This is a genomic window from Chitiniphilus purpureus, from assembly GCF_025642115.1.
Taxonomy (GTDB): domain Bacteria; phylum Pseudomonadota; class Gammaproteobacteria; order Burkholderiales; family Chitinibacteraceae; genus Chitiniphilus; species Chitiniphilus purpureus.
In genome coordinates, this window is record NZ_CP106753.1 from 1,875,829 (window position 1) to 1,897,087 (window position 21,259).

16 protein-coding genes are annotated in these 21,259 nt (G+C 64.5%); 9 read left to right on the forward strand and 7 right to left on the reverse strand.

What is annotated here, in order from left to right; genetic code table 11:
• Positions 1–92 precede the first annotated feature (92 nt).
• Positions 93–1,061: an acetyl-CoA carboxylase carboxyltransferase subunit alpha gene (locus N8I74_RS08750; RefSeq protein ID WP_263126510.1), complete on the forward strand. Its 969-nt coding sequence runs from the start codon at positions 93–95 to the stop codon at positions 1,059–1,061.
• 13 nt (positions 1,062–1,074) lie between these two features.
• Entirely contained in the window at positions 1,075–2,385 is a 1,311-nt protein-coding gene (gene tilS, locus N8I74_RS08755; protein WP_263126511.1) for a tRNA lysidine(34) synthetase TilS, read from the forward strand.
• 86 nt (positions 2,386–2,471) lie between these two features.
• On the opposite strand, the gene dapE is transcribed toward tilS, so the two are convergent.
• From dapE to fadD, 4 genes are all read right to left on the reverse strand, one after another.
• Positions 2,472–3,602 (reverse strand): succinyl-diaminopimelate desuccinylase, encoded by a 1,131-nt coding sequence (gene dapE, locus N8I74_RS08760; protein WP_263126512.1) that lies wholly within the window; start codon positions 3,600–3,602, stop codon positions 2,472–2,474.
• Positions 3,599–3,943, reverse strand: a complete 345-nt coding sequence (locus N8I74_RS08765) for an ArsC family reductase (protein ID WP_263126514.1) — start codon at positions 3,941–3,943, stop codon at positions 3,599–3,601. The genes dapE and N8I74_RS08765 overlap by 4 nt, the downstream gene beginning before the upstream one ends.
• Before the next feature lie 158 nt (positions 3,944–4,101).
• Positions 4,102–5,256, reverse strand: a complete 1,155-nt coding sequence (locus N8I74_RS08770; protein ID WP_263126515.1) for a PilT/PilU family type 4a pilus ATPase — start codon at positions 5,254–5,256, stop codon at positions 4,102–4,104.
• Between the two features lie 11 nt (positions 5,257–5,267).
• Complete coding sequence (gene fadD / locus N8I74_RS08775) at positions 5,268–6,932, reverse strand: long-chain-fatty-acid--CoA ligase FadD (RefSeq protein ID WP_263126516.1); 1,665 nt, start codon at positions 6,930–6,932, stop codon at positions 5,268–5,270.
• Positions 6,933–7,244: 312 nt separating this feature from the next.
• Here fadD and rimP point away from each other — a divergent pair, with 312 nt between their 5' ends.
• From rimP to pnp, 7 genes are all read left to right on the forward strand, one after another.
• The gene (rimP, locus tag N8I74_RS08780; RefSeq protein WP_263126517.1) at positions 7,245–7,679 is read left to right on the forward strand and encodes a ribosome maturation factor RimP; all 435 of its coding nucleotides are present in this window, start codon (positions 7,245–7,247) and stop codon (positions 7,677–7,679) included.
• A gap of 70 nt (positions 7,680–7,749) precedes the next feature.
• Positions 7,750–9,222, forward strand: coding sequence for a transcription termination factor NusA (gene nusA, locus N8I74_RS08785; RefSeq protein WP_263126518.1), 1,473 nt, complete (start codon positions 7,750–7,752; stop codon positions 9,220–9,222).
• Positions 9,223–9,238: 16 nt separating this feature from the next.
• Entirely contained in the window at positions 9,239–11,914 is a 2,676-nt protein-coding gene (gene infB / locus N8I74_RS08790) for a translation initiation factor IF-2 (RefSeq protein ID WP_263126519.1), read from the forward strand.
• Between the two features lie 151 nt (positions 11,915–12,065).
• Positions 12,066–12,440: a 30S ribosome-binding factor RbfA gene (rbfA, locus tag N8I74_RS08795; protein ID WP_263126520.1), complete on the forward strand. Its 375-nt coding sequence runs from the start codon at positions 12,066–12,068 to the stop codon at positions 12,438–12,440.
• Positions 12,441–12,517: 77 nt separating this feature from the next.
• The gene (gene truB / locus N8I74_RS08800) at positions 12,518–13,420 is read left to right on the forward strand and encodes a tRNA pseudouridine(55) synthase TruB (protein WP_263126521.1); all 903 of its coding nucleotides are present in this window, start codon (positions 12,518–12,520) and stop codon (positions 13,418–13,420) included.
• 83 nt (positions 13,421–13,503) lie between these two features.
• Complete coding sequence (gene rpsO, locus N8I74_RS08805) at positions 13,504–13,773, forward strand: 30S ribosomal protein S15 (RefSeq protein ID WP_263126522.1); 270 nt, start codon at positions 13,504–13,506, stop codon at positions 13,771–13,773.
• 232 nt (positions 13,774–14,005) lie between these two features.
• Positions 14,006–16,141: a polyribonucleotide nucleotidyltransferase gene (gene pnp / locus N8I74_RS08810; protein WP_263126523.1), complete on the forward strand. Its 2,136-nt coding sequence runs from the start codon at positions 14,006–14,008 to the stop codon at positions 16,139–16,141.
• 155 nt (positions 16,142–16,296) lie between these two features.
• Here the strand turns inward: pnp and uvrB are convergent, their stop codons facing one another.
• The 3 genes from uvrB to acs form a co-directional block, all read right to left on the reverse strand.
• Positions 16,297–18,315, reverse strand: a complete 2,019-nt coding sequence (uvrB, locus tag N8I74_RS08815) for an excinuclease ABC subunit UvrB (RefSeq protein ID WP_263126524.1) — start codon at positions 18,313–18,315, stop codon at positions 16,297–16,299.
• 29 nt (positions 18,316–18,344) lie between these two features.
• Positions 18,345–18,887: a MarR family winged helix-turn-helix transcriptional regulator gene (locus N8I74_RS08820; RefSeq protein ID WP_263126525.1), complete on the reverse strand. Its 543-nt coding sequence runs from the start codon at positions 18,885–18,887 to the stop codon at positions 18,345–18,347.
• 298 nt (positions 18,888–19,185) lie between these two features.
• On the reverse strand, positions 19,186–21,156 hold the full coding sequence (acs, locus tag N8I74_RS08825) for an acetate--CoA ligase (protein ID WP_263126526.1): 1,971 nt from the start codon (positions 21,154–21,156) through the stop codon (positions 19,186–19,188).
• Positions 21,157–21,259 lie beyond the last annotated feature (103 nt).

The window sequence follows — 21,259 nt, forward strand, 5'->3', positions numbered from 1 at the left end:
TGTATGATCGGCTGGTTTTTTGCCCTGCGCCATTTGGAGCGGGGCTGTCTTATGGGCTGTCTTATGCTCTGCAGGGTGGGGAAAAAAGAGGCATGAAGACCACGTTTCTGGATTTCGAGCAGCCGATCGCGGAGCTCGAGAACAAGATCGAGCAATTGCGTTTCGTCCAGGACGATTCGGCAGTGGATATCTCGGCCGAGATCGGCCACCTGGAAAAGAAAAGTCAGGAGCTGACCAAGACCATCTATGCCAAGTTGAGCGCAACGCAGATCTCGCAGGTGGCGCGCCACCCGCAGCGACCGTATACGCTCGACTACATCAAGGCGATCTGTACCGACTTCGAGGAGCTGCACGGCGATCGCAGCTATGCGGATGATCCGGCCATCGTCGGCGGGCTCGCGCGTTTCAACGGCCAGAGCGTCATGGTGATCGGGCATCAGAAGGGGCGCGACACCAAGGAGCGCCAGTACCGCAACTTCGGCATGCCGCGCCCCGAGGGCTATCGCAAGGCGCTGCGGCTGATGAAGCTGGCCGAGAAGTTCAATCTGCCGGTGTTCACCTTTGTCGATACGCCGGGGGCCTATCCGGGTATCGGCGCCGAAGAGCGCGGGCAATCCGAGGCCATCGGGCGCAACCTCTTCGAAATGGCCAAGCTGCGGGTGCCGGTCGTCACCACGGTGATCGGTGAAGGCGGCTCGGGCGGGGCGTTGGCGATCGCGGTCGGCGATATCGTGATGATGCTGCAGTATTCGACCTACTCGGTGATTTCGCCTGAAGGCTGCGCCTCCATCCTGTGGAAGACCGCCGAAAAGGCGCCGGACGCCGCCGAGGCCATGGGCATCACTGCCACCCGTCTGAAGACGTTGGGTCTGGTGGACAAGGTGATCCCCGAGCCGGTGGGTGGGGCGCACCGCAATCCCGCACAGATGATGGCAGCGATAAAGAAGGCCATTGCCGACGCCTTGAAGGGCCTGCAGGAGAAATCGGTCGATGAGCTGCTGGAGGCGCGGTTCCAGCGGTTGATGGACTATGGCAAGTTCAAGGAAGTCAGCGTCGCCTGATCTTGACGGGCAGGTGGCCGCATCCATTGCCCGCCACCTGCCGCCCGGCAGCCGTCATGTCTGCATCGGCCTCTCCGGCGGGCTCGATTCCATGGTGCTGCTCGCGGTGCTGCTGGCACTGCGCGATACGCTTGGCCTGCAGCTGAGCGCCGTGCATGTGCATCACGGCCTGTCGCCCCATGCCGATGCCTGGGCTGACTTCGTCGCCGCGCAGTGTGCGGCATTGCAGGTACCCTGCCGTGTTGAACGCGTCCGCCTGAGCGGGGTGGCCGAGCTGGGGGTCGAAGCGGCCGCCCGCAATGCGCGCTACGCCGTGCTCTCGGGATGTGAGGCTGATGCGGTGATGCTGGCGCATCACCGCAATGATCAGGCCGAGACGGTGCTGCTCAACCTGTTGCGGGGGGCCGGTCCGGCCGGACTTGCGGCAATGCCGCCGATGCGCCGGCTTACACCGGCCCTGCTGCTGCTGCGGCCCTTGCTCGACGTACCGCGTGCTGCGCTGCTGCACTATGCCCAGGCGCATGGGCTGGCGTGGATCGAGGACGAAAGCAATGCCGACACGCGCTTTGACCGCAATTTCCTGCGGTTGCGCGCGCTACCGCTGTTGCGCGAGCGCTTTGCCGGGCTCGACGAGACGCTGGCACGCGCAGCGGCCCACCTGGCAGAGGCACAGGCCTTGCTCTCGGCCTACGGCGCACTCGATGCCCAGGCCTATCGGCACACTGTACCGGAGCGTTTCGATGCCAGACGCGCACTGGCGGAGCTGGGCGAGGCACGTGCGCGCCATGCGCTGCGCATCTGGCTCGGGCTGTTGGGGATCGTCCCGGACGAACGCGCTTTCGCAGCATTGTGGGCGCAGACCCTGAGCAGGCCCGACGCCCAGCCGTCGTGGCGCTGGCGCGGTCATGGATTGCGGCGCCACCGAGGCCAGTGGTACCCGGTGGGCCCGCTCGCGGGGCCCGGCCCGGCGCTGCGGATCGTATGGCGGGATGGCCAGCCAGACACATTGGCAGGCTGGCAGGGCAGGTTGGTGTGGCAACGGGCGCCGGATGGACTGGCCCCGGTGGGCCTGGCGCGCGGCGCGCTCGAAGTCCGGCCTCGCCAGGGGGGTGAAGTGCTGCAGGTGCGCAGGCACGGCCCGCATCGCCCCCTCAAACTGTTGTTCCAGGAGGCGGGCGTGCCGCCATGGCTGCGCGAGTGCCTGCCGCTGTTGTATCTGGACGGTACTTTGGTCGCCGTGCCCGGGGTGGCGCTTGCCGCCGCAGCCACTGCCGCAGATGGCTGGTGGCCGCAGTGGCAGATCGAGCCCGCAGCGACGCCCTGAACAGGCGTCGCCGGTGCAAGGCTCTGCTTGCGTTCCCTTTGGCCGCGTCGCGCTTTCGCCGCACAGCAGGCGGCCATGCACCTGCTTCAGGTCAGCAGTGCTTCCATGGTCTTGCGGTAGATCGCCGACAGTTTCGGCAGATCCGCCACGGCCACGCATTCGTTGAGCTTGTGGATGGTGCGGTTCAGCGGTCCGAATTCGACCACCTGCGGGCAATGCTTGGCGATGAAGCGCCCATCCGAGGTGCCGCCGGTGGTATTGAGCACCGGCACGCTGCCGGTCACCCTGGCCACTGCGCCGCGGATGGCATCGATCAGCTCGCCATGATCGGTCAGGAACGGCTCGCCGCTGAGTGTCCACTCGATCTCGTGCTCCAGCCCGTGCGCATCGAGAACGGCGTGCACCTTCCGCTGCAGCGATTCGGCTGTGTTCTCGGTCGAGAAGCGGAAATTGAACTGCAGTTCCACGGTTCCCGGAATCACGTTGGTGGCGCCGGTGCCGCCGTGGATATTGGAAACCTGCCAAGTGGTCGGCGGGAAATGGACGTTGCCCTTGTCCCATTCGGTCCGGGCCAGCTCGTCGAGCGCCGGCGCAAGCAGGTGGATCGGATTCTTCGCCAGATGGGGGTAGGCGATATGGCCCTGCACGCCATGCACGGTCAGATGGCCGGACAATGACCCGCGGCGGCCATTCTTGATGGTGTCGCCAAAGGCTTCCGCGCTGGTCGGTTCGCCGACGATGCAATAGTCGAGTGCCTCGCCGCGTGCGCGCAGCGTATCGATCACTTTCACCGTGCCGTGGCGCGCCGGGCCTTCCTCGTCCGAAGTCAGCAGGAACGCGATCGAGCCGCGCGGCTCCGGGTGGGTGGCGAGAAAATCCTCGGTGGCCGTGACGAAGGCGGCCAGGGACGCCTTCATGTCGGCGGCGCCGCGACCGTAGAGATGGTCGTCCCGCACCACCGGAGCGAACGGATCGGAGTGCCAGCGCTCGATCGGTCCGGTGGGCACTACGTCGGTATGGCCGGCAAACACCAGCACCGGCCCCTGACTGCCGCGGCGAGCCCAAAGGTTGTCCACGTCTTCGAAACGCAGATGCTCGATCTGAAAGCCCAGCTGCTCCAGCCTGCGGGCGATGATCTGCTGGCAGTCCGCGTCATTCGGTGTGACCGAGGGCTGCTTCATCAGTTGGATCGTCAGATCCAGCGTGGGATTGCTCATTTCAGGAAGGCCGCATAATCGTTGGGGTTGAAGCCGACCAGAATCTTACCATCGTGTTCGAGCACGGGGCGCTTGATGACACTGGGTTGCGAGAGCATCAGCGCAATGGCCGACTCGGCGTCGTGCACCGCGGCTTTGCTGTCGTCGTCCAACTTGCGCCAAGTGGTGCCGGACTTGTTCACCAGCACTTCCCAGCCGCGTTGCCCGATCCAGCCCTGCAACAGCGCCCGGTCCACGCCTTGCTTCTTGTAGTCGTGCCAAGCGTATTCAAGCCCGGCCTCGGCCAGCCAGGCACGTGCCTTCTTCACGGTGTCGCAGTTGGGAATGCCGTAGAGCTTCATGGTGATGGTTCCAGGGAATGTCGGATGCCGGCGGGCCTCAGCCCGCCAGCGCGGCGCTGGCGGCGTGGCAGCCGGAAAGACAGCGGGGCGCTGCGACCGGAGTGCGCTGTGCGGCCGGCCCCTTGCGCTGCAGGGCCGGTCAGGCACCGCAGGCCGGATCAGTGCAGCGGGATGTCGAAATTGATCTGGGTATCCTGCTGGGGTGGTGCCGCTGCGGGCTGCGGCGCGCGTTTGGCGGCCTGCTGCTCCTCGACGGTCTGCGCGTTGTTCACCATCCAAGCGAGGTTGGTGGCCGAATCGGCGTTGCGCAGCGCTTCGTCGAGTTCGACCTCGCCGTCGCGGTAAAGGCGATACAGTGCCTGCTCGAACGTCTGCGAACCTTCGGACAGCGACTGCTCCATTGCCTCCTTGATGTCCGCGAGCTGGCCGTTGCGGATCAGTTCGGCAATCCGGTTGGTATTGAGCATGACCTCCACCGCCGGAACCAGCCGCCCTTGCCGGTCGCGGACCAGGCGCTGCGAGATGATGGCGCGCAATGCCGTCGAGAGGTCATACAGCAATGACTCGCGCGCGTCCTGCGGAAAGAAGTTCACGATGCGCGACAGCGAGTGGTAACTGTTGTTGGCATGCAGGGTGGACAGGCACAGATGGCCGGCCTGGGCATATTGCATCGCGTAGTTCATGGTCTCGCGGTCGCGGATCTCGCCGATCATCAGCACGTCAGGCGCTTCGCGCATCGCGTTCTTCAGCGCCTCGCCGTAGCTCTTGGTATCCACACCGATCTCGCGCTGGTTGACCAGGCTCTTCTTGTGCGAATACAGGTATTCGATCGGGTCCTCGACGGTGAGGATATGCCCCGGGTGCAGCGCATTGCGGTGCTCCAGCATGGCCGCCACGGTCGAGGACTTGCCCGAACCGGTGGCGCCCACCATCAGCACGATGCCGCGCTTTTCCATCACCAGCTCCTTGAGCAGTGGCGGCAGACGCAGCTCCTCGACGCTCAGCGCGCGCGGCCGGATGAAGCGGGCCACCATCGCCACCGTGCCCCGGGTGCGGAAGATATTGAGACGGAAGTTGCCGATCCCCTCGAGCGGCAACCCCAGGTTGAGTTCGAGATCTTCTTCGAAGCGGGCGATCTGGTCGGGCCGCAGCAGCTGGTAGACCAGCTGCTTGACGTGCTCGGCCCCGAGCACCTGATTGTTCACCGGGTGGCACACGCCGCTGATCTTGATCGTGATCGGCGAATTGCTGGACAGGAACAGGTCGGATGCCTGTTTTTCGGCCATCAGCTTGAAGAAGGGCAACAGGTTCATGGCGTTTGCTCTTATTGGGTTGTACGCAACTCCCTGCGCAGAATCTTACCGACATTCGACTTGGGCAGCTCGGTTCGGAATTCAACCTGCTTGGGCACCTTATAATTGGTCAGATTCTCACGACAGTAGGCGATGACGTCCTCGGCGGTCAGTGCCGGGTCGCGCTTGACCACGAACAGCTTGAGCGCCTCGCCGGTCTTTTCATCCTGCACCCCGATGCAGGCCACTTCCAGTACGCCGGGATGATTGGCCACCACGTCCTCGATCTCGTTGGGATACACATTGAAGCCCGAGATCAGGATCATGTCCTTCTTGCGATCGACCAGCTTGAAGTAGCCCGTAGTCGACATCACCGCGATATCCCCGGTGGCGAGAAAGCCGTCCTCGCCCAGCACCTTGGCGGTTTCGTCCGGGCGGTTCCAGTACCCTTTCATCACCTGTGGCCCCTTGATGCACAGTTCGCCGCGCTCGCCGGCCGGCAGGGCACGCCCTTCGCCGTCGCGTATCTGCGCGTCGGTGTTGGGCAGGGGCAGGCCGATCATGCCGTTGTATTCCTTGAGCGTGAGCGGGTTGATCATCGCCGCCGGCGAGGTCTCGGTCAGCCCGTAGGCTTCGATCAGCGGCACGCCGGTGATCTTCTGCCATTTGTCCGCCACCGCATGCTGCACCGCCATCCCGCCGCCCAGCGCAAGCTTCCAGCGACTGAAGTCGAGTTGGGCGAACTCGGGCCGGTTGAGGAGCGCGTTGAAAAGCGTATTCACCCCGGTCATGCAGGTGACCGGATACCGTGCCAGTTCCTTGATGAAGTTGGGGATGTCGCGCGGGTTGGTGATCAGCAGATTGGTGGCGCCCGCCTTGGTGAAGATCATGCAGTTCGCGGTCAGGCAGAAGATGTGATACAGCGGCAGCGCGGTGACGATCCATTCGCCGCCCTCGTCGATCACGTCGCTGATCCAGGTGTGCGCCTGCTGCATGTTGGCCACGATGTTGCCATGCGTCAGCATTGCGCCCTTGGCCACGCCGGTGGTGCCGCCGGTGTATTGCAGGAAGGCCAGATCGTCCAGCGTGACCCGCACCGGCTCGAACGTATGCCGCGCGCCGCGGGCGAGCGCGCTGTTGAATGGGATTGCATCGGGCAGCGCATAGTCCGGCACCATGCGCTTGACATGCCTGACCACCAGATTGACGAGCTGGCGCTTCGGAAAATCGAGCTGGTCGCCGATCTGGGTCAGGATGATGTGTTTGACCGAGGTCTGCCCGATCACCTTGGCCAGTGTGTGTGCGAAGTTGGCGACGATCACGATCGCCTCGGCACCGGAGTCCTTGAGCTGATGCTCCAGCTCGCGCGGCGTGTAGAGCGGATTGACGTTCACCACCGTCATGCCGGCCTGCAGGATGCCGAAGATGGCGATCGGATACTGCAGCAGATTGGGCATCATCACTGCCACCCGTGTGCCGCGCGCAAGCTTGAGGTCCTGCTGCAGGAAGGTTGCGAAGGCCTGGGCGCGCTCGCTGATCTGCCGGTAGGTGAGCGATTTGCCCATGTTCACGAAGGCCGGCCGGTCGGCGTACTTCTGGACCGAGCGGGCGAATACGTCCGGGATCGAGCTGAAGGCTTCCACATCGATCTGATGCGGCGCATGGCTGGGATAGCTGGCAAGCCAGGGGCGGTCCATCGTTTGCGCTCCTTGATTAGTTATTGGCTGAGCAAAAAGCGGCGCAGTCCAGGGCTGATCTGCTGCGACGGGGTGTGCATGACTTTGCCATGTAACGCCAAGCGGCGTAAACGCAGTGCAGCGGCCCCATCTGGACAGTTTCGCCAAGTGGTTGTTTCTGATAGTATCCGGCCTATCCCCTAGGCGGCGATTTGAAACCGGCGCTTTGCGACCCGCAGAGCCGCGCTGGACGGTCTTTGCCGGGAACAGGGATGTGCTTTTCAAATGGGCGCAGTATTGCAGCCCATTTTTTGTTTGCAGCAAAGGATCTGGATGGCAGTCAACCTGCAGGAAGTCGTCGAAACCACGCTGGCCGCGCTCGGCTATGAACTCGTTGATCTGGAGATCGGCCAGCGCGGCCTGATGCGCCTGTTCATCGACCGGCCGGGCGGCATCACCGTCGAGGATTGTGTCAGCGTCAGCAATCATTTCACCCGCCTGTTCATGGTCGAAGGCATCGACTACGAGCGGCTCGAAGTCTCGTCCCCTGGCCTTGACCGCGTGCTGAAGAAACCGGCGGATTTCGAGCGCTTTGCCGGGCAGATGGTCAAGGTCAAGTTGCGCCTGCCCCTGCCGGACAAGCGCAAGCGCCTGGTTGGCACGCTCATCGGTCTCGAAGGAGACGCGGTGCAGATCGAGTGCGACGGCGAGCGCCTGGCGCTGCCGCTGTCGCAGTTGGACAAGGTCCGGCTGGAGCCCCAGTTCTGATACACGACCAGATCACACCGAACAACACCACATGCCGTCTGTGCGAAGGATAGAAAGGGATTAAACGACAATGAGCCGTGAAATTCTGCTGCTGGTTGATGCGCTCGCCCGCGAAAAGAACGTAGACAAGGATGTGGTCTTCACCGCGCTGGAGATGGCGCTCGCGTCGGCCACCAAGAAGCGCTACGACGATGAGGTGGATATCCGTGTCCAGATCGACCGGGACAGCGGCGACTACCGCTCGTTCCGGGTGTGGACCGTGGTCGAGGACAACGATCACGAAGAACCTAGTCGTCAGATCGCCATCACCGATGCGCCTGACTACGACAAGGACCTCCTGGTGGGCGATGCCTGGGAGGAGGAGCTTGAGCCGATCGAGTTCGGCCGCATCGGCGCGCAGACCGCCAAGCAGGTCATCCTGCAGAAGATCCGCGATGCCGAGCGCGAGCAGAACCTGAACGACTTCCTGGAGCGGCGCGAACATATCGTGTCCGGCACCATCAAGCGTATCGAGCGCGGCAACGCCATCATCGAGCTGGGCAAGCTCGAAGCCATCCTGCCGCGCGACCAGATGATCCCCAAGGAGAACCTGCGCGTGGGCGACCGTGTCCGCGCCTTCCTGCTGCGCATCGATCGCCTGGGACGTGGCCCGCAGCTCGTGCTGTCGCGGACCGCGCCCGAGTTCATGGCCAAGCTCTTCGAGATGGAAGTGCCCGAGATCGAGAATGGCCTGATCGAGCTGATGGGGGTGGCACGCGATCCGGGCATGCGTGCCAAGATCGCGGTCAAATCCAACGACCAGCGGGTCGATCCGCAGGGCACCTGCATCGGTGTACGCGGTTCACGCGTCAATGCGGTCACCAATGAGCTGGCTGGCGAACGGGTCGACATCATCCTGTGGTCGTCCGATCCGGCGCAGTTCGTGATCGGCGCGCTGTCGCCGGCCGATGTCAGCTCCATCGTGGTCGACGAGGACAGCCACGCGATGGATGTGATCGTCGATGAGGAGAACCTCGCGATGTCGATCGGCCGGGGCGGCCAGAACGTGAAGCTCGCCTCCGAGCTGACCGGCTGGAAGCTCAACATCATGACCGTCGACGAAGCCGAGCAGAAGCACGAGGAGGAGTTCTCCAAGGTACGCGAGCTCTTCATTCAGGCGCTGGATGTCGACGAGGAAGTGGCCAACGTGCTGGTGCAGGAAGGATTCAACACGCTGGAAGAGGTGGCGTACGTGCCGCTCGACGAAATGCTGGAGATCGAGGCATTCGACGAGGACACGGTCAACGAGCTGCGTGCGCGTGCCCGCGATGCACTGCTGACGCAGGCGATCGTGCGCGAGGAAAAGCTCGAGCACCAGTCCGAGGACCTGAAGACACTGGAAGGCATGACCCCGGAGCTCGCCGCCGCACTTGCCGAGCACGAGATACATACCCGCGATGACCTTGCCGAGCTGGCGGTGGACGAGCTCACCGAAATGACGGGCATCAGCGAGGAGAACGCGAAGCAACTGATCATGAAGGCACGCGAGCACTGGTTTGCGTGAGCCGGGAGGAAATTGAATGAGTGAAACCAATGTGAGCCAATTCGCCGCCGAGCTCAAAATGCCGCCCCAGGAGCTCCTGGAGCAGTTGCGCGCGGCCGGCTTGAACAAGGCCCATCCTTCGGATGTCATCACAGCGGACGACAAGTCGCGTCTGCTGAACCATCTGAAGCAGAAGCACGGCATGGCGGCGGACAAGGGCAAGATCACGCTCACGCGCAAGGAAACCACGGAAATCCGCAAGACCGACGCGACCGGCAAGGCCAAGACCATCCAGGTCGAGGTGCGCAAGAAGCGGGTCGTCTCGACGCCCGAGGCGCCGGCGCCGATCTCCGCGCCGCGCAGCGCTGACGCACCCGTGCTGAACGAGACCGAGCGTGCCAGCCGCGATGAGGAGGCGCGCCGGCAGGCGGCGCTGCGCGAGCGGCAGGCGGCGGACATGCGTGCCAAGCAGGAGCGCGAGCAGCGGCGCGAGCAGCCGGTGGCCGAAGCGGCCCCCGTTGCGGCAATACCCACAGCCGGCGTCGAACCCGAGGTGGCCGATGTGCCCGCGGCAGCCCAGACCCCGGTGGCATCCGCGCCGACGCCCGAGCCGGCCGCTGCGCCGGTGGTGAGCGCTCCGGCTGCCGCACCCGAGCGTGACCGCCCTCGGATCGGCATGCGCGTCGAACTGCGCAAACCGAAGGACACGCCGCTGCGGGCGCCCGAAGCGCCCAAGGCCGAACCGGCTGCTGCCGCACCGGCGCCGGTTTCCCGTCCGGCCGACAAGAAACCGGCCACTGCACGCAAGGACGAGCGCGACGATCGCGACAGCCGCGGCAAGAAAGGCGGGCTGCGCACGCGTGGCGGCGATGCCGGAGGCGGCTGGAAGTCCAAGAAGGGCGGGCGCAAGCACAGCGAGAGCGACAATGCGCATGCCTTCCAGGCTCCGACCGAACCCATCGTCCATACGGTGGAAGTGCCCGAGACCATCAGCGTCGCTGATCTTGCGCACAAGATGGCCGTCAAGGGCGTCGAGGTGGTCAAGGCGTTGATGAAGCTCGGGATGATGGTCACCATCAACCAGGTGCTGGACCAGGAGACCGCGATGATCGTGGTCGAGGAAATGGGCCACACGCCGGTCGCCGCCAAGCTGGACGATCCGGAGACCTACCTGGGCGACGAGGACAAGGGCGAGCACGAGCTGTTGCCGCGTGCGCCCGTCGTCACCGTGATGGGCCACGTCGACCACGGCAAGACCTCGCTGCTGGACTACATCCGCCGCACCAAGGTGGCGGCCGGTGAGGCCGGTGGGATCACGCAGCACATCGGCGCGTACCACGTCGAGACCGAGAAGGGCATCATCACCTTCCTCGATACGCCGGGCCACGAAGCCTTCACCGCGATGCGCGCCCGTGGCGCCAGCGCCACCGACATCGTGGTACTGGTGGTGGCCGCGGACGATGGCGTGATGCCGCAGACCATCGAGGCGGTCCACCATGCCAAGGCGGCGGGCGTGCCCATCGTCGTGGCGGTGAACAAGATCGACAAGCAGGGCGCCAACCCCGAGCGTATCCGGCAGGAGCTGGTGGCACAGGAAGTGGTGCCGGAAGACTGGGGCGGCGATACGCAGTTCATCGAGGTCTCGGCCAAGCAGGGCACGAACATCGATGGGCTGCTCGATGCCATCCTGCTGCAGGCCGAGGTGCTGGAACTCACGGCACCGGTCGAGGCGCCGGCCAAGGGCATCATCATCGAGGCCCGGCTGGACAAGGGGCGCGGTGCCGTGGCGACCATGCTGGTGCAATCGGGCACCCTGAAGAAGGGCGACGTGCTGCTGGCGGGCCAGGTCTATGGCCGCGTGCGTGCGATGCTGGACGAGAACGGCAAGCAGATCACCGAGGCCGGCCCGTCCATCCCGGTGGAAATCCTCGGCCTGTCCGAGGTGCCGGGTGCCGGCGAGGACGCGATGGTGCTGGGCGACGAGAAGAAGGCCCGTGAGATCGCCCTGTTCCGCCAGGGCAAGTTCCGCGACGTCAAGTTCGCCAAGCAGCAGGCCGCCAAGCTCGAGAACATGTTCGCCCAGATGGCGGAAGGCGAGGTGCAGAACCTGCCCATCGTCATCAAGAGCGACGTGCAGGGTTCGCTGGAGGCGCTTACCGGCAGCCTGCAGAAGCTGTCCACCGATGAAGTGCGTGTACAGGTCCTGCACTCGGGCGTGGGTGGCATCAGCGAATCGGACATCAACCTTGCGCTGGCCTCCAAGGCGGTGGTGGTGGGCTTCAATGTGCGTGCCGATGCCGCAGCGCGCAAGCTCGCCGAGAACGAAGGCGTGGATATCCGCTACTACAACATCATCTACGACGTGGTCGACGATGTGCGGGCGGCGCTCTCGGGCATGCTGGCACCGGAACGACGCGAGCAGATCATCGGTCTGGTGGAGATCCGGCAGGTGTTCGTGATCTCCAAGGTGGGCTCGGTGGCCGGCTGCTACGTGCTCGATGGCGTGGTGCGGCGTGGTGCCGGTGTGCGGTTGTTGCGCAACAACGTGGTGGTCCACCAGGGCGAGCTCGACACGCTCAAGCGTTTCAAGGACGACGTGAAGGAAGTGAAGTCCGGCTACGAGTGCGGCCTGCAGCTGAAGAACTACAACGACATCCAGGAAGGCGATCAGCTGGAGGTCTTCGAGATCGTCGAGGTCGCGCGTACGCTGTAATGCATCGCGATGTGTGAGGGGTGAGGTGGATGGTGTCAGGCCCGCCCCGCATTCACACTGGCGCAAGGGGGAGCCCTCTTGCGCCGTTTGCTTTTGAACCGATCGTGGGCGGGTGCCACACCTCACCCCTCACGCTTCATTGCTCACGACCATGGCCAAAAACTTCACCCGATCCGACCGCATCGCGCAGCAGCTGCAGCGCGATCTGGCCGAACTGATCCGCGCCGAGCTCGATCACCCCAAGGCCGCGCTGGTGACCTTGACCGACGTGGAAGTCACGCGCGACAACTCGCATGCCAAGGTGTTCTACACCTTCCTTGGCAGCGAGGAGGACGCGCAATCGATCGCCGCCAAGCTGGAGGCGGCCAAGGGCTACCTGCGCAGCGAGCTGGCGCGCGGCATCAAGCTGTTCAAGATGCCGGAGCTGCATTTCCACTACGACCATTCGGTCGAGCAGGGCATGCATCTTGACGGGCTGATCTCCCAGGCCGCCGCGTTGCCCAGGGCGCCGGACGACGACGCCTGAGCTGTCGCGGGCTGCACGGGCCATGGCATGGCCCGGCAGCGGCAGGCAGCGTATGTCCACCCATCCATTCCCCCTACATGGCTAAACAGAAAATCGACGGCGTGCTGCTGCTGGACAAGCCGTTCGGCTTTTCCAGCAACAAGGCGTTGCAAAAGGCGCGCTGGCTGCTGAACGCCGAAAAGGCCGGGCATACCGGCGTGCTCGACCCTTTCGCCACCGGGCTGCTGCCGCTGTGCCTGGGCGAAGCGACCAAGTTCGCGCAGCGCATGCTGGATGCCGACAAGGGTTACCGCGCCACCATCCGGCTGGGCGAGGTGTCGAGCACGCTCGATGGCGAGGGCGACATCGTCGCCAGCGGCACACCGCCCGCCGAACGCTCGGTGATCGAAGCGGCCCTGCATGCGTTCCGCGGCGAGATCGAGCAGATCCCGCCCATGCATTCGGCACTCAAGTTCGAAGGGCGGGCGCTGTACGAGTATGCCCGCGCCGGTCTTGACATCCCGCGCGCGGCGCGGCGCGTCACGCTGTATGCGCTCGATATCGTCGAGTACGCGGATGGTTGCCTGGTACTGGATGTGCGTTGTTCCAAGGGCACCTATATCCGCAGCCTGGCGGACGATCTTGGGCGCGCGCTCGGCTGCGGCGCCTATCTGGCCGGCCTGGTGCGTACCCGGACCGCCGGCTTCACGCTGGACCAGGCGATCGGCCTTGACGAGTTGGAGCGGCTCGATCCGCCGGCGCGCCTGGCGCGGCTGCTGCCGGCCGATGCACTGGTGCAGGATCTGCCCGCGCTCCATTGCAACGATGCCGACACCCGGCGCATCGTGCAGGGCATGAGTGCGCGCCCGCCAGGGGCCGCCCCCGGGCTGTTCCGGCTTTACGGGGTTGAGCAAAGTCAGGATAATGCTCGGTTCCTCGGTTTGGGCGAGGTGGGCGCCGACGGCGTGCTACGGTCCAAACGACTGCTTGCCACCGGGTGAGCTTGGGGAAGCAAGGAGGGGTGTCATCGCTCGCCTTGCTTGTCGGGACCTGATCCCTCAATCAATTTCTGGAGCAATACCCAATGGCTGTCACCGTTGAACAAAAGGCCGAGATCGTCAAGACATACCAGCGCGCCACCGGCGATACCGGTTCGCCCGAAGTGCAGGTGGCGTTGCTGACCGCGCGCATCAATGATCTGACCCCGCACTTCAAGGCCAATGCCAAGGATCACCACTCGCGCCGCGGCCTGCTGAAGATGGTGTCGCGCCGTCGCCGTCTGCTGGACTATCTCAAGCGCACCAATGTCGACAGCTACCGCGAATTGATCGCCAAGCTGGGTCTGCGCAAGTAATCCCGGCAAAAAGGTCGCAGCCATCAGGCTGCGACCTTTTTGTTTGGGCTTTCCCATTTGTCAAACAGCGGCTCCGGCGGCGGATGGGGAATATGGTCGTGCCGGGGCCGGCAATCGTCGTGCCGTGGTGAGCGCAGCGCAATGCTGCCGGACAACGGTGCATCGGCCCGATTGCAGCGGACTGCCGTTTACGCCCAGGGCTGAGGGTGCACTGTCGAGAAAAGGAAAATCCGTGTTCAATAAAATCGTCAAAACGTTCCAGTACGGCAAGCACACCGTGAAGCTGGAGACGGGCGAGATCGCCCGCCAGGCTTCGGGTGCCGTCGTCGTCTCGATGGACGACACCGTCGTTCTCGTGACCGTCGTGGCCGCCAAGGGCGTCAAGCCCGGTCAGGACTTCTTTCCGCTGACCGTCGACTACCAGGAGCGTACCTACGCTGCCGGCAAGATTCCGGGTGGCTTCTTCAAGCGCGAAGGCCGCCCCTCCGAAAAGGAAATCCTCACCAGCCGCCTGATCGATCGCCCGATCCGGCCGCTGTTCCCCGAAGGCTTCTTCAACGAAGTGCAGATCGTCGCCACCGTGCTGTCGGTCGATCCGCAGATCGATTCCGACATCCCGGCCATGCTGGGCGCCTCGGCGGCGCTCGCCATCTCGGGTGTGCCGTTCCAGGGCCCGATCGGTGCTGCGCGCGTGGGCTATGCCAACGGCCAGTACCTCCTGAATCCGAGCAAGGATGAACTCGGCGCGAGCCAGCTCGACCTCGTGGTCGCCGGCACGGAGCAGGCGGTGCTGATGGTCGAATCCGAGGCGCAGGAGCTGTCGGAGGAGGTGATGCTGGGCGCCGTGGTGTTCGGCCACGAGCAGATGCAGGCTGCCATCAAGGCGATCAACGAGCTGGCCGACGAAGTCAACCCCGAACTGTTCGACTGGGATGAGCCGAGCCGGGACGAAGCGCTGGAAGCGCAGATCGTCGCGCTCGTCGGCGACGACATCGCCCAGGCGTTCCGCATCGCGCAGAAGCAGGCACGCAATGCCAAGCTCAACGAAGCGTGGGACAAGGTCAAGGCCGCGCTGATCACCGAAGAGACCGAGACGCTGGTTGCCAACAAGATCCGCGGCATCTTCCACGATCAGGAAGCCAAGATCGTGCGCAACCAGATCCTGGACGGCTATCCGCGCATCGACGGTCGCGACACCCGCACCGTGCGCCCGATCGTGATCCGCACCGGCGTGCTGCCACGCACCCACGGCTCGGCGCTGTTCACCCGCGGCGAGACCCAGGGCCTCGTGGTTGCCACGCTTGGCACCAAGCTGGACGAGCAGAAGATCGACGCGCTGACCGGCGAATACAGCGACCGCTTCATGCTGCACTACAACTTCCCGCCGTATTCCACGGGCGAGACAGGCCGCGTGGGCAGCCCCAAGCGCCGCGAGATCGGCCACGGGCGCCTGGCCAAGCGCGCACTGATCGCCGTGCTGCCGAGCGCCGAGGAGTTCGGCTACTCGATGCGCGTGGTGTCCGAGATCACCGAATCGAACGGCTCGTCGTCGATGGCCTCGGTCTGCGGCGGCTGCCTGGCGTTGATGGATGCCGGCGTGCCGCTGAAGAAGCACGTGGCCGGCATCGCCATGGGCCTGATCAAGGAAGGCAACCGCTTCGCGGTGCTGACCGACATCCTGGGTGACGAGGATCACCTGGGTGACATGGACTTCAAGGTGGCCGGCACCGACAGCGGCGTGACCGCGCTGCAGATGGATATCAAGATCAACGGCATCACCAAGGAGATCATGAAGGTGGCGCTGGAGCAGGCCAAGGTCGGCCGGGTCCATATCCTTGACATCATGAAGGACGCGATCGGCAGCGCACGCGATGAAGTGAGCGCCCATGCACCGCGCCTGTACACCATGAAGATCAACCCGGAGAAGATCCGTGACGTGATCGGCAAGGGCGGTTCGGTGATCCGGGCGCTGACCGAGGAGACCGGCACCCAGATCGATATCCAGGAAGACGGCACCATCACCATCGCGTCGATCTCCGCCGAAGGGGCCGACGAGGCCAAGCGCCGCATCAGCGAGATCACGGCGGAAGTCGAGATCGGCAAGATCTATGAAGGTCCGGTGGTGAAGATCCTCGACAACAACGTCGGTGCCATCGTGTCGATCATGCCTGGCCGCGACGGGCTGGTGCACATCAGCCAGATCGCCAACGAGCGCATCAAGAATGTGAGCGACTACCTGAAGGAAGGCCAGGTCGTGCGCGTGAAGGCGCTGGAGCAGGACGAGAAGGGCCGGGTGCGTCTGTCGATCAAGGCCGTGCTGAACGACGAAGCACAGCAGCCGGTGGTTGGGGAGCCGGCGGCAGAGTAAGCCGACGCGCGTCACGCTGCGTATCGCACAACGCCCACCGTCGCAGGACGGTGGGCGTTGTCGTTTGTTGCCGTATCCCAATGAAGGCGATCACCCCGGGCGGGCAGCGCCAGGGCGGTCTGCCGGCCGGAGCGCCCGATCGCGCCGGCTGTGGTCTACTCGTGGCCGAAGGCGCGCTCGCGCAACTGCTTGAGCTGGTCGCGCAGGCCGGCTGCCTTCTCGAATTCGAGGTTCTTGGCCGCTTCCATCATCTCCTTCTCGATGCGCTTGAGCTCCTTGGCGAGCTGCTTCTCGTCCAACTCCTCCAATTGCCGCTGCCGCTTGCGCTCCAGCCGTGCATTGGTGGCGTCCTCTTCGTTGTAGACCCCGTCGATGATGTCCTTGATGCGTTTGGTCACGCTCTTGGGTTCGATGCCGTGCTCGGTGTTGAACGCCATCTGCTTGGCGCGGCGGCGTTCGGTCTCGCCGATCGCCCGGCGCATGCTGTCGGTCATGTTGTCGGCGTACAGGATGGCGGTGCCGTTCAGATTGCGCGCGGCGCGGCCGATGGTCTGGATCAGGCTGCGCTCGCTTCTGAGGAAGCCTTCCTTGTCCGCGTCGAGGATGGCCACCAACGAGACTTCAGGGATGTCCAGGCCCTCACGCAGCAGGTTGATCCCCACCAGCACGTCGAACACCCCCAGGCGCAGGTCGCGCAGGATCTCGACCCGCTCGACGGTCTCGATGTCCGAATGCAGGTAGCGGACCTTGACGCCATGCTCCGACAGGTATTCGGTGAGCTGCTCGGACATGCGCTTGGTCAGCGTGGTGATCAGCACCCGCTCGCCCACGGCGACGCGCTTGTTGATCTCGGAGAGCACGTCGTCCACCTGGGTGCCGACCGGGCGTACCTCGACCCGTGGATCGATCAGGCCGGTGGGGCGGACCACCTGTTCCACCACCTGACCCTGGTGCTTGGCCTCGTATTCGGCCGGCGTGGCGGAGACGAAGACGGTCTGCGGCATCAGCCGCTCGAATTCCTCGAACTTGAGCGGGCGGTTGTCCAGTGCGCTTGGCAGCCGGAAACCGTAGTCGACCAGGTTCTCCTTGCGCGCGCGGTCGCCTTTGTACATCGCGCCGATCTGCCCGATCATCACGTGCGATTCATCGAGGAACAGCAGCGAGTTGGCCGGCAGGTAGTCGATCAGCGTCGGCGGTGCTTCACCCGGGCGTTTGCCGGAGAAATGGCGCGAGTAGTTCTCGATACCCTTGCAAAAACCCATCTCGTTCAGCATTTCCAGGTCGAAGCGGGTGCGTTGTTCCAGCCGCTGCGCCTCGACCAGCTTCTGCTCCTGGTGGAAGAACGCCAGCCGGGTGCGCAGTTCATCCTTGATCGTCTCCACCGCGCGCAACACGGTCTCGCGCGGTGTCACGTAGTGGCTGGATGGGAACACGGTGAAGCGGCCGACGCGCTGCTTGATGTGGCCGGTGAGCGGGTCGAACAGGCTGAGCTTTTCCACCTCGTCGTCGAACAGGTCGATCCGCAGCGCGAGTTCGGCGTTTTCCGCCGGAAACACGTCGATCACGTCGCCGCGCACCCGGAAGGTACCACGGCCGAAGTCGAGTTCGTTGCGCTCGTACTGCATCGCGGTCAGCCGCTTGATGATGTCGCGCTGGGCGTGCGTCTCGCCCTCCTTCAGATGCAGGATCATCTGGTGGTAGTCGGATGGGTCGCCGATACCATAGATCGCGCTGACGGTGGCCACGATCACGCAGTCCGGACGCTCCAGGAGCGCCTTGGTGGCCGACAGCCGCATCTGTTCGATGTGCTCGTTGATCGACGAATCCTTCTCGATGAAGAGATCGCGGGACGGAACATAGGCTTCGGGCTGGTAGTAGTCGTAGTAGCTGACGAAATACTCGACCGCGTTCTCGGGAAAGAACTCGCGGAATTCGGCGTAGAGCTGCGCCGCCAGCGTCTTGTTCGGTGCCATCACCAGCGCGGGCCGGCCGGAGCGCGCGATCACATTGGCCATGGTGTAGGTCTTGCCCGAGCCGGTCACGCCGAGCAGCGTCTGGTATTTCAAGCCATCCTGCAGGCCTTCGACGAGGCCGGCAATCGCGCCGGGCTGATCGCCGGCCGGTGCAAAGGGCTGGAACAACTTGTACGGCGAGTCGGGATATTCGACAAACATAAGGACCTCGGACGGCGGGCAGGGCGGTGTCAATCGCCGCCCTGCGATGGATTCAACAGGCTGGCAAGCGGGGTGTGTGCGGCCTGGTCGGCATCGTCCAGCCACGGTTCAAGCCGCTGCACCAGCACCGCAAGCGAGTGATCGAGCCGGACCAGCTCGTCGCGGGGCAGGGTCAGCAGGGTTTCCTGCAGCAGACCGCGCGTCGGGCCGGTCACCCGTCCAAGGGCAGCATGTCCGGCCGGGGTCAGCTGCAGCCGGGTGACCCGGCGATCGGTATCGCCCTTGATCCGCTGCACCAGACCGCGCCGCGCCAGCTTTTCCAGCTGGTTGCTGGCGGTGGATTGGTGGATGGTCAGGCGCTGCGCCACCTGTCCCAGGGTCAGGCCCGGTTCCTTGCCCACTTCCTTGAGAAACCACAGCTGCGCACCGGACAGACCGCTTTGCCGGTACATGTTGCGGTATTGTTCCTGCATCGCGGCGATGATGAGGCGGAATTTCTGCAGTACCGCCAACGGCAGGTCCTGCTCCGGTGCGACGGCCGGTGGGGGGGCGAGCTGCGGTATGGTGGTCATGTGCTCAAGCCTGTCATCTCGATAGCGGGTCGGGCCGGCCCCGACTGGGGCATCCCGGGCTGCCGCCACCGGGCATTGGGATACGCCGCGAACGGCCGCCTGCCCAGCGCGCGATGGCGCACTTCAGCCGCGGGCAGTCGTCGATTGTAGCGCGCAAACGCTGCCCGATGGCGTATCCCGCCGGCCAGCTGCGCAACGCACCGCGATCCTGGTCCGGGTGTCCCGGCGGCGATTGGGCTGCGGCGAAAAAAAGCCCGCCGGTGAGGGCGGGCCAAGGTTACTGCCGTGATCGTGATGATTACAGCGCGCTGTGCCGCAGTTGTTCGAGAATCGCCGGGTTTTCCAGCGTGGAGACGTCCTGGGTGATCTCCTCGCCCTTGGCGATCACGCGCAGCAGGCGGCGCATGATCTTGCCCGAGCGGGTCTTGGGCAGGTTGTCGCCGAAGCGGATCTCGTCGGGCTGGGCGATCTTGCCGATTTCGTGCGCCACCCACTCGCGCAGGTCCTTGGCGATCTTCTTCGCCTCCTCGCCCTCCGGACGGGCGCCCTTGAGCACGACGAAGGCAACGACCGCCTCACCCTTGATCTCGTGCGGCTTGCCGACCACGGCGGCCTCGGCCACCAGCGGGTTGGCGACCAGCGCCGATTCGATCTCCATCGTGCCAAGGCGGTGGCCCGACACATTCAGCACGTCGTCGATGCGGCCCATGATCCAGATGTAGCCGTTCTCGTCGAAATGGGCCGAGTCGCCGGCAAGGTAGAGCTTGCCGTTGAAGTCGTCCGGGAAATAGGTCTTCTTGAAGCGCTCGGCATCGCCCCAGATGGTGCGCACCATCGACGGCCAGGGCTTTTTCACCACCAGGAAGCCACCCTTGCCCGGCTCGACCGGCGCACCGGCCTCGTCGACGATGTCGGCGATGATGCCCGGCAGCGGCAGCGTGCACGAGCCGGGCTTGGTCGCCACGGCGCCGGGCAGCGGCGCGATCATGTGGGCGCCGGTCTCGGTCTGCCACCAGGTGTCGACGATGGGGCAGCGGCTGCCGCCGACCACCTCGTAGTACCACATCCACGCCTCGGGATTGATCGGCTCGCCCACAGTGCCCAAAAGGCGCAGGCTGGACAGGTCGTGCTGCTTGGGCAGCTCACCGCCCAGCTTGATCAGCGAACGGATCGCGGTCGGGGCGGTATAGAAGGTGGTGACCTTGTGCTTGGCGATCATCTGCCAGAAGCGGCTGGCATCGGGGTAGGTCGGCACGCCTTCGAACACCACCTGCGTCGCACCAATGGCGAGCGGGCCGTAGCATACGTAGCTGTGGCCGGTGACCCAGCCCACGTCCGCCGTACACCAGTAGACGTCGCTGTCCTTGTAGTCGAACACCCACTTCATCGTGACGAGCGCGCCCAGCAGATAGCCGCCGGTGCTGTGTTGGATGCCTTTGGGTTTGCCGGTGGAGCCGGAGGTGTAGAGGATGAAGAGCGGGTGCTCGGCCTCGACCCATTCGGGCTCGCATTCGGCCGGCTGGCCCTGGACCAGCTCATGCCACCAGACGGTGCGGGCGGCGTCCCATTGCTCGGGCGCATTGCCGGTACGCTGGAACACCACCACCTTCTCGATCGAGTCGCAGCCGCCAAGGGTGAGCGCCTCATCGGTGGTCGCCTTGAGCGGCACAGCCTTGCCACCGCGGACCGATTCATTGGCGGTGATCACGATCTTGGCCTGCGCATCGGCGATGCGGTCGCGCAGAGCGCCGGCCGAGAAGCCGCCGAACACCACCGAGTGGATCGCACCGATGCGCGCGCATGCCTGCATGGCCACCACGGCTTCGATGCCATGCGGCATGTAGATCACCACGCGCTCGCCCTTCGTGACGCCCAGGCTCTTGAGCCCGTTGGCGAACTGGCAGACGCGCTGGTAGAGGTCACGGTAGGTCACCTTGGTGACCGTGCCGTCGTCCGCTTCGAAGATGATGGCAACCTTGTTGCCACGCGCTTCGAGATGGCGGTCGATGCAGTTGTACGACACGTTGAGGATGCCGTCCTCGAACCACTTGAAGAACGGCGCGTTGTCCTGGTTCAGTACCTTGGAAAACGGCTTCTTCCAGACCATCAGTTCGCGGGCCAGATCGCCCCAGAAGCCTTCGTAGTTGACATTGGCCTGCTCGCACAGGGCGTTGTAGCCTTCCATGCCCGATACATTGGCTTTGACGCGAAAGTCGTCGCTCGGCGGAAACAGGCGGGTTTCCTTGAGGACGGAATCGATGCTGCTCATGCTTTCTCCTTCTTAGCCCAAAGTGTCAGTAAAGCGATCCTGGGCGCCAACTGTAAAGGCCATCGGCATGGCGAATCCAATCGAGTTTTCTGATGCCGGGAAT

What these genes read in the sequence shown, in the direction of transcription:
- N8I74_RS08750 (WP_263126510.1), top strand. Translation starts at nt 93, where the DNA reads ATGAAGACCACGTTTCTGGATTTCGAGCAGCCGATCGCGGAGCTCGAG.
- dapE (WP_263126512.1), bottom strand. Translation starts at nt 3,602, where the DNA reads ATGAGCAATCCCACGCTGGATCTGACGATCCAACTGATGAAGCAGCCC.
- N8I74_RS08765 (WP_263126514.1), bottom strand. Translation starts at nt 3,943, where the DNA reads ATGAAGCTCTACGGCATTCCCAACTGCGACACCGTGAAGAAGGCACGT.
- N8I74_RS08770 (WP_263126515.1), bottom strand. Translation starts at nt 5,256, where the DNA reads ATGAACCTGTTGCCCTTCTTCAAGCTGATGGCCGAAAAACAGGCATCC.
- fadD (WP_263126516.1), bottom strand. Translation starts at nt 6,932, where the DNA reads ATGGACCGCCCCTGGCTTGCCAGCTATCCCAGCCATGCGCCGCATCAG.
- rimP (WP_263126517.1), top strand. Translation starts at nt 7,245, where the DNA reads ATGGCAGTCAACCTGCAGGAAGTCGTCGAAACCACGCTGGCCGCGCTC.
- nusA (WP_263126518.1), top strand. Translation starts at nt 7,750, where the DNA reads ATGAGCCGTGAAATTCTGCTGCTGGTTGATGCGCTCGCCCGCGAAAAG.
- infB (WP_263126519.1), top strand. Translation starts at nt 9,239, where the DNA reads ATGAGTGAAACCAATGTGAGCCAATTCGCCGCCGAGCTCAAAATGCCG.
- rbfA (WP_263126520.1), top strand. Translation starts at nt 12,066, where the DNA reads ATGGCCAAAAACTTCACCCGATCCGACCGCATCGCGCAGCAGCTGCAG.
- truB (WP_263126521.1), top strand. Translation starts at nt 12,518, where the DNA reads ATGGCTAAACAGAAAATCGACGGCGTGCTGCTGCTGGACAAGCCGTTC.
- rpsO (WP_263126522.1), top strand. Translation starts at nt 13,504, where the DNA reads ATGGCTGTCACCGTTGAACAAAAGGCCGAGATCGTCAAGACATACCAG.
- uvrB (WP_263126524.1), bottom strand. Translation starts at nt 18,315, where the DNA reads ATGTTTGTCGAATATCCCGACTCGCCGTACAAGTTGTTCCAGCCCTTT.
- N8I74_RS08820 (WP_263126525.1), bottom strand. Translation starts at nt 18,887, where the DNA reads ATGACCACCATACCGCAGCTCGCCCCCCCACCGGCCGTCGCACCGGAG.
- acs (WP_263126526.1), bottom strand. Translation starts at nt 21,156, where the DNA reads ATGAGCAGCATCGATTCCGTCCTCAAGGAAACCCGCCTGTTTCCGCCG.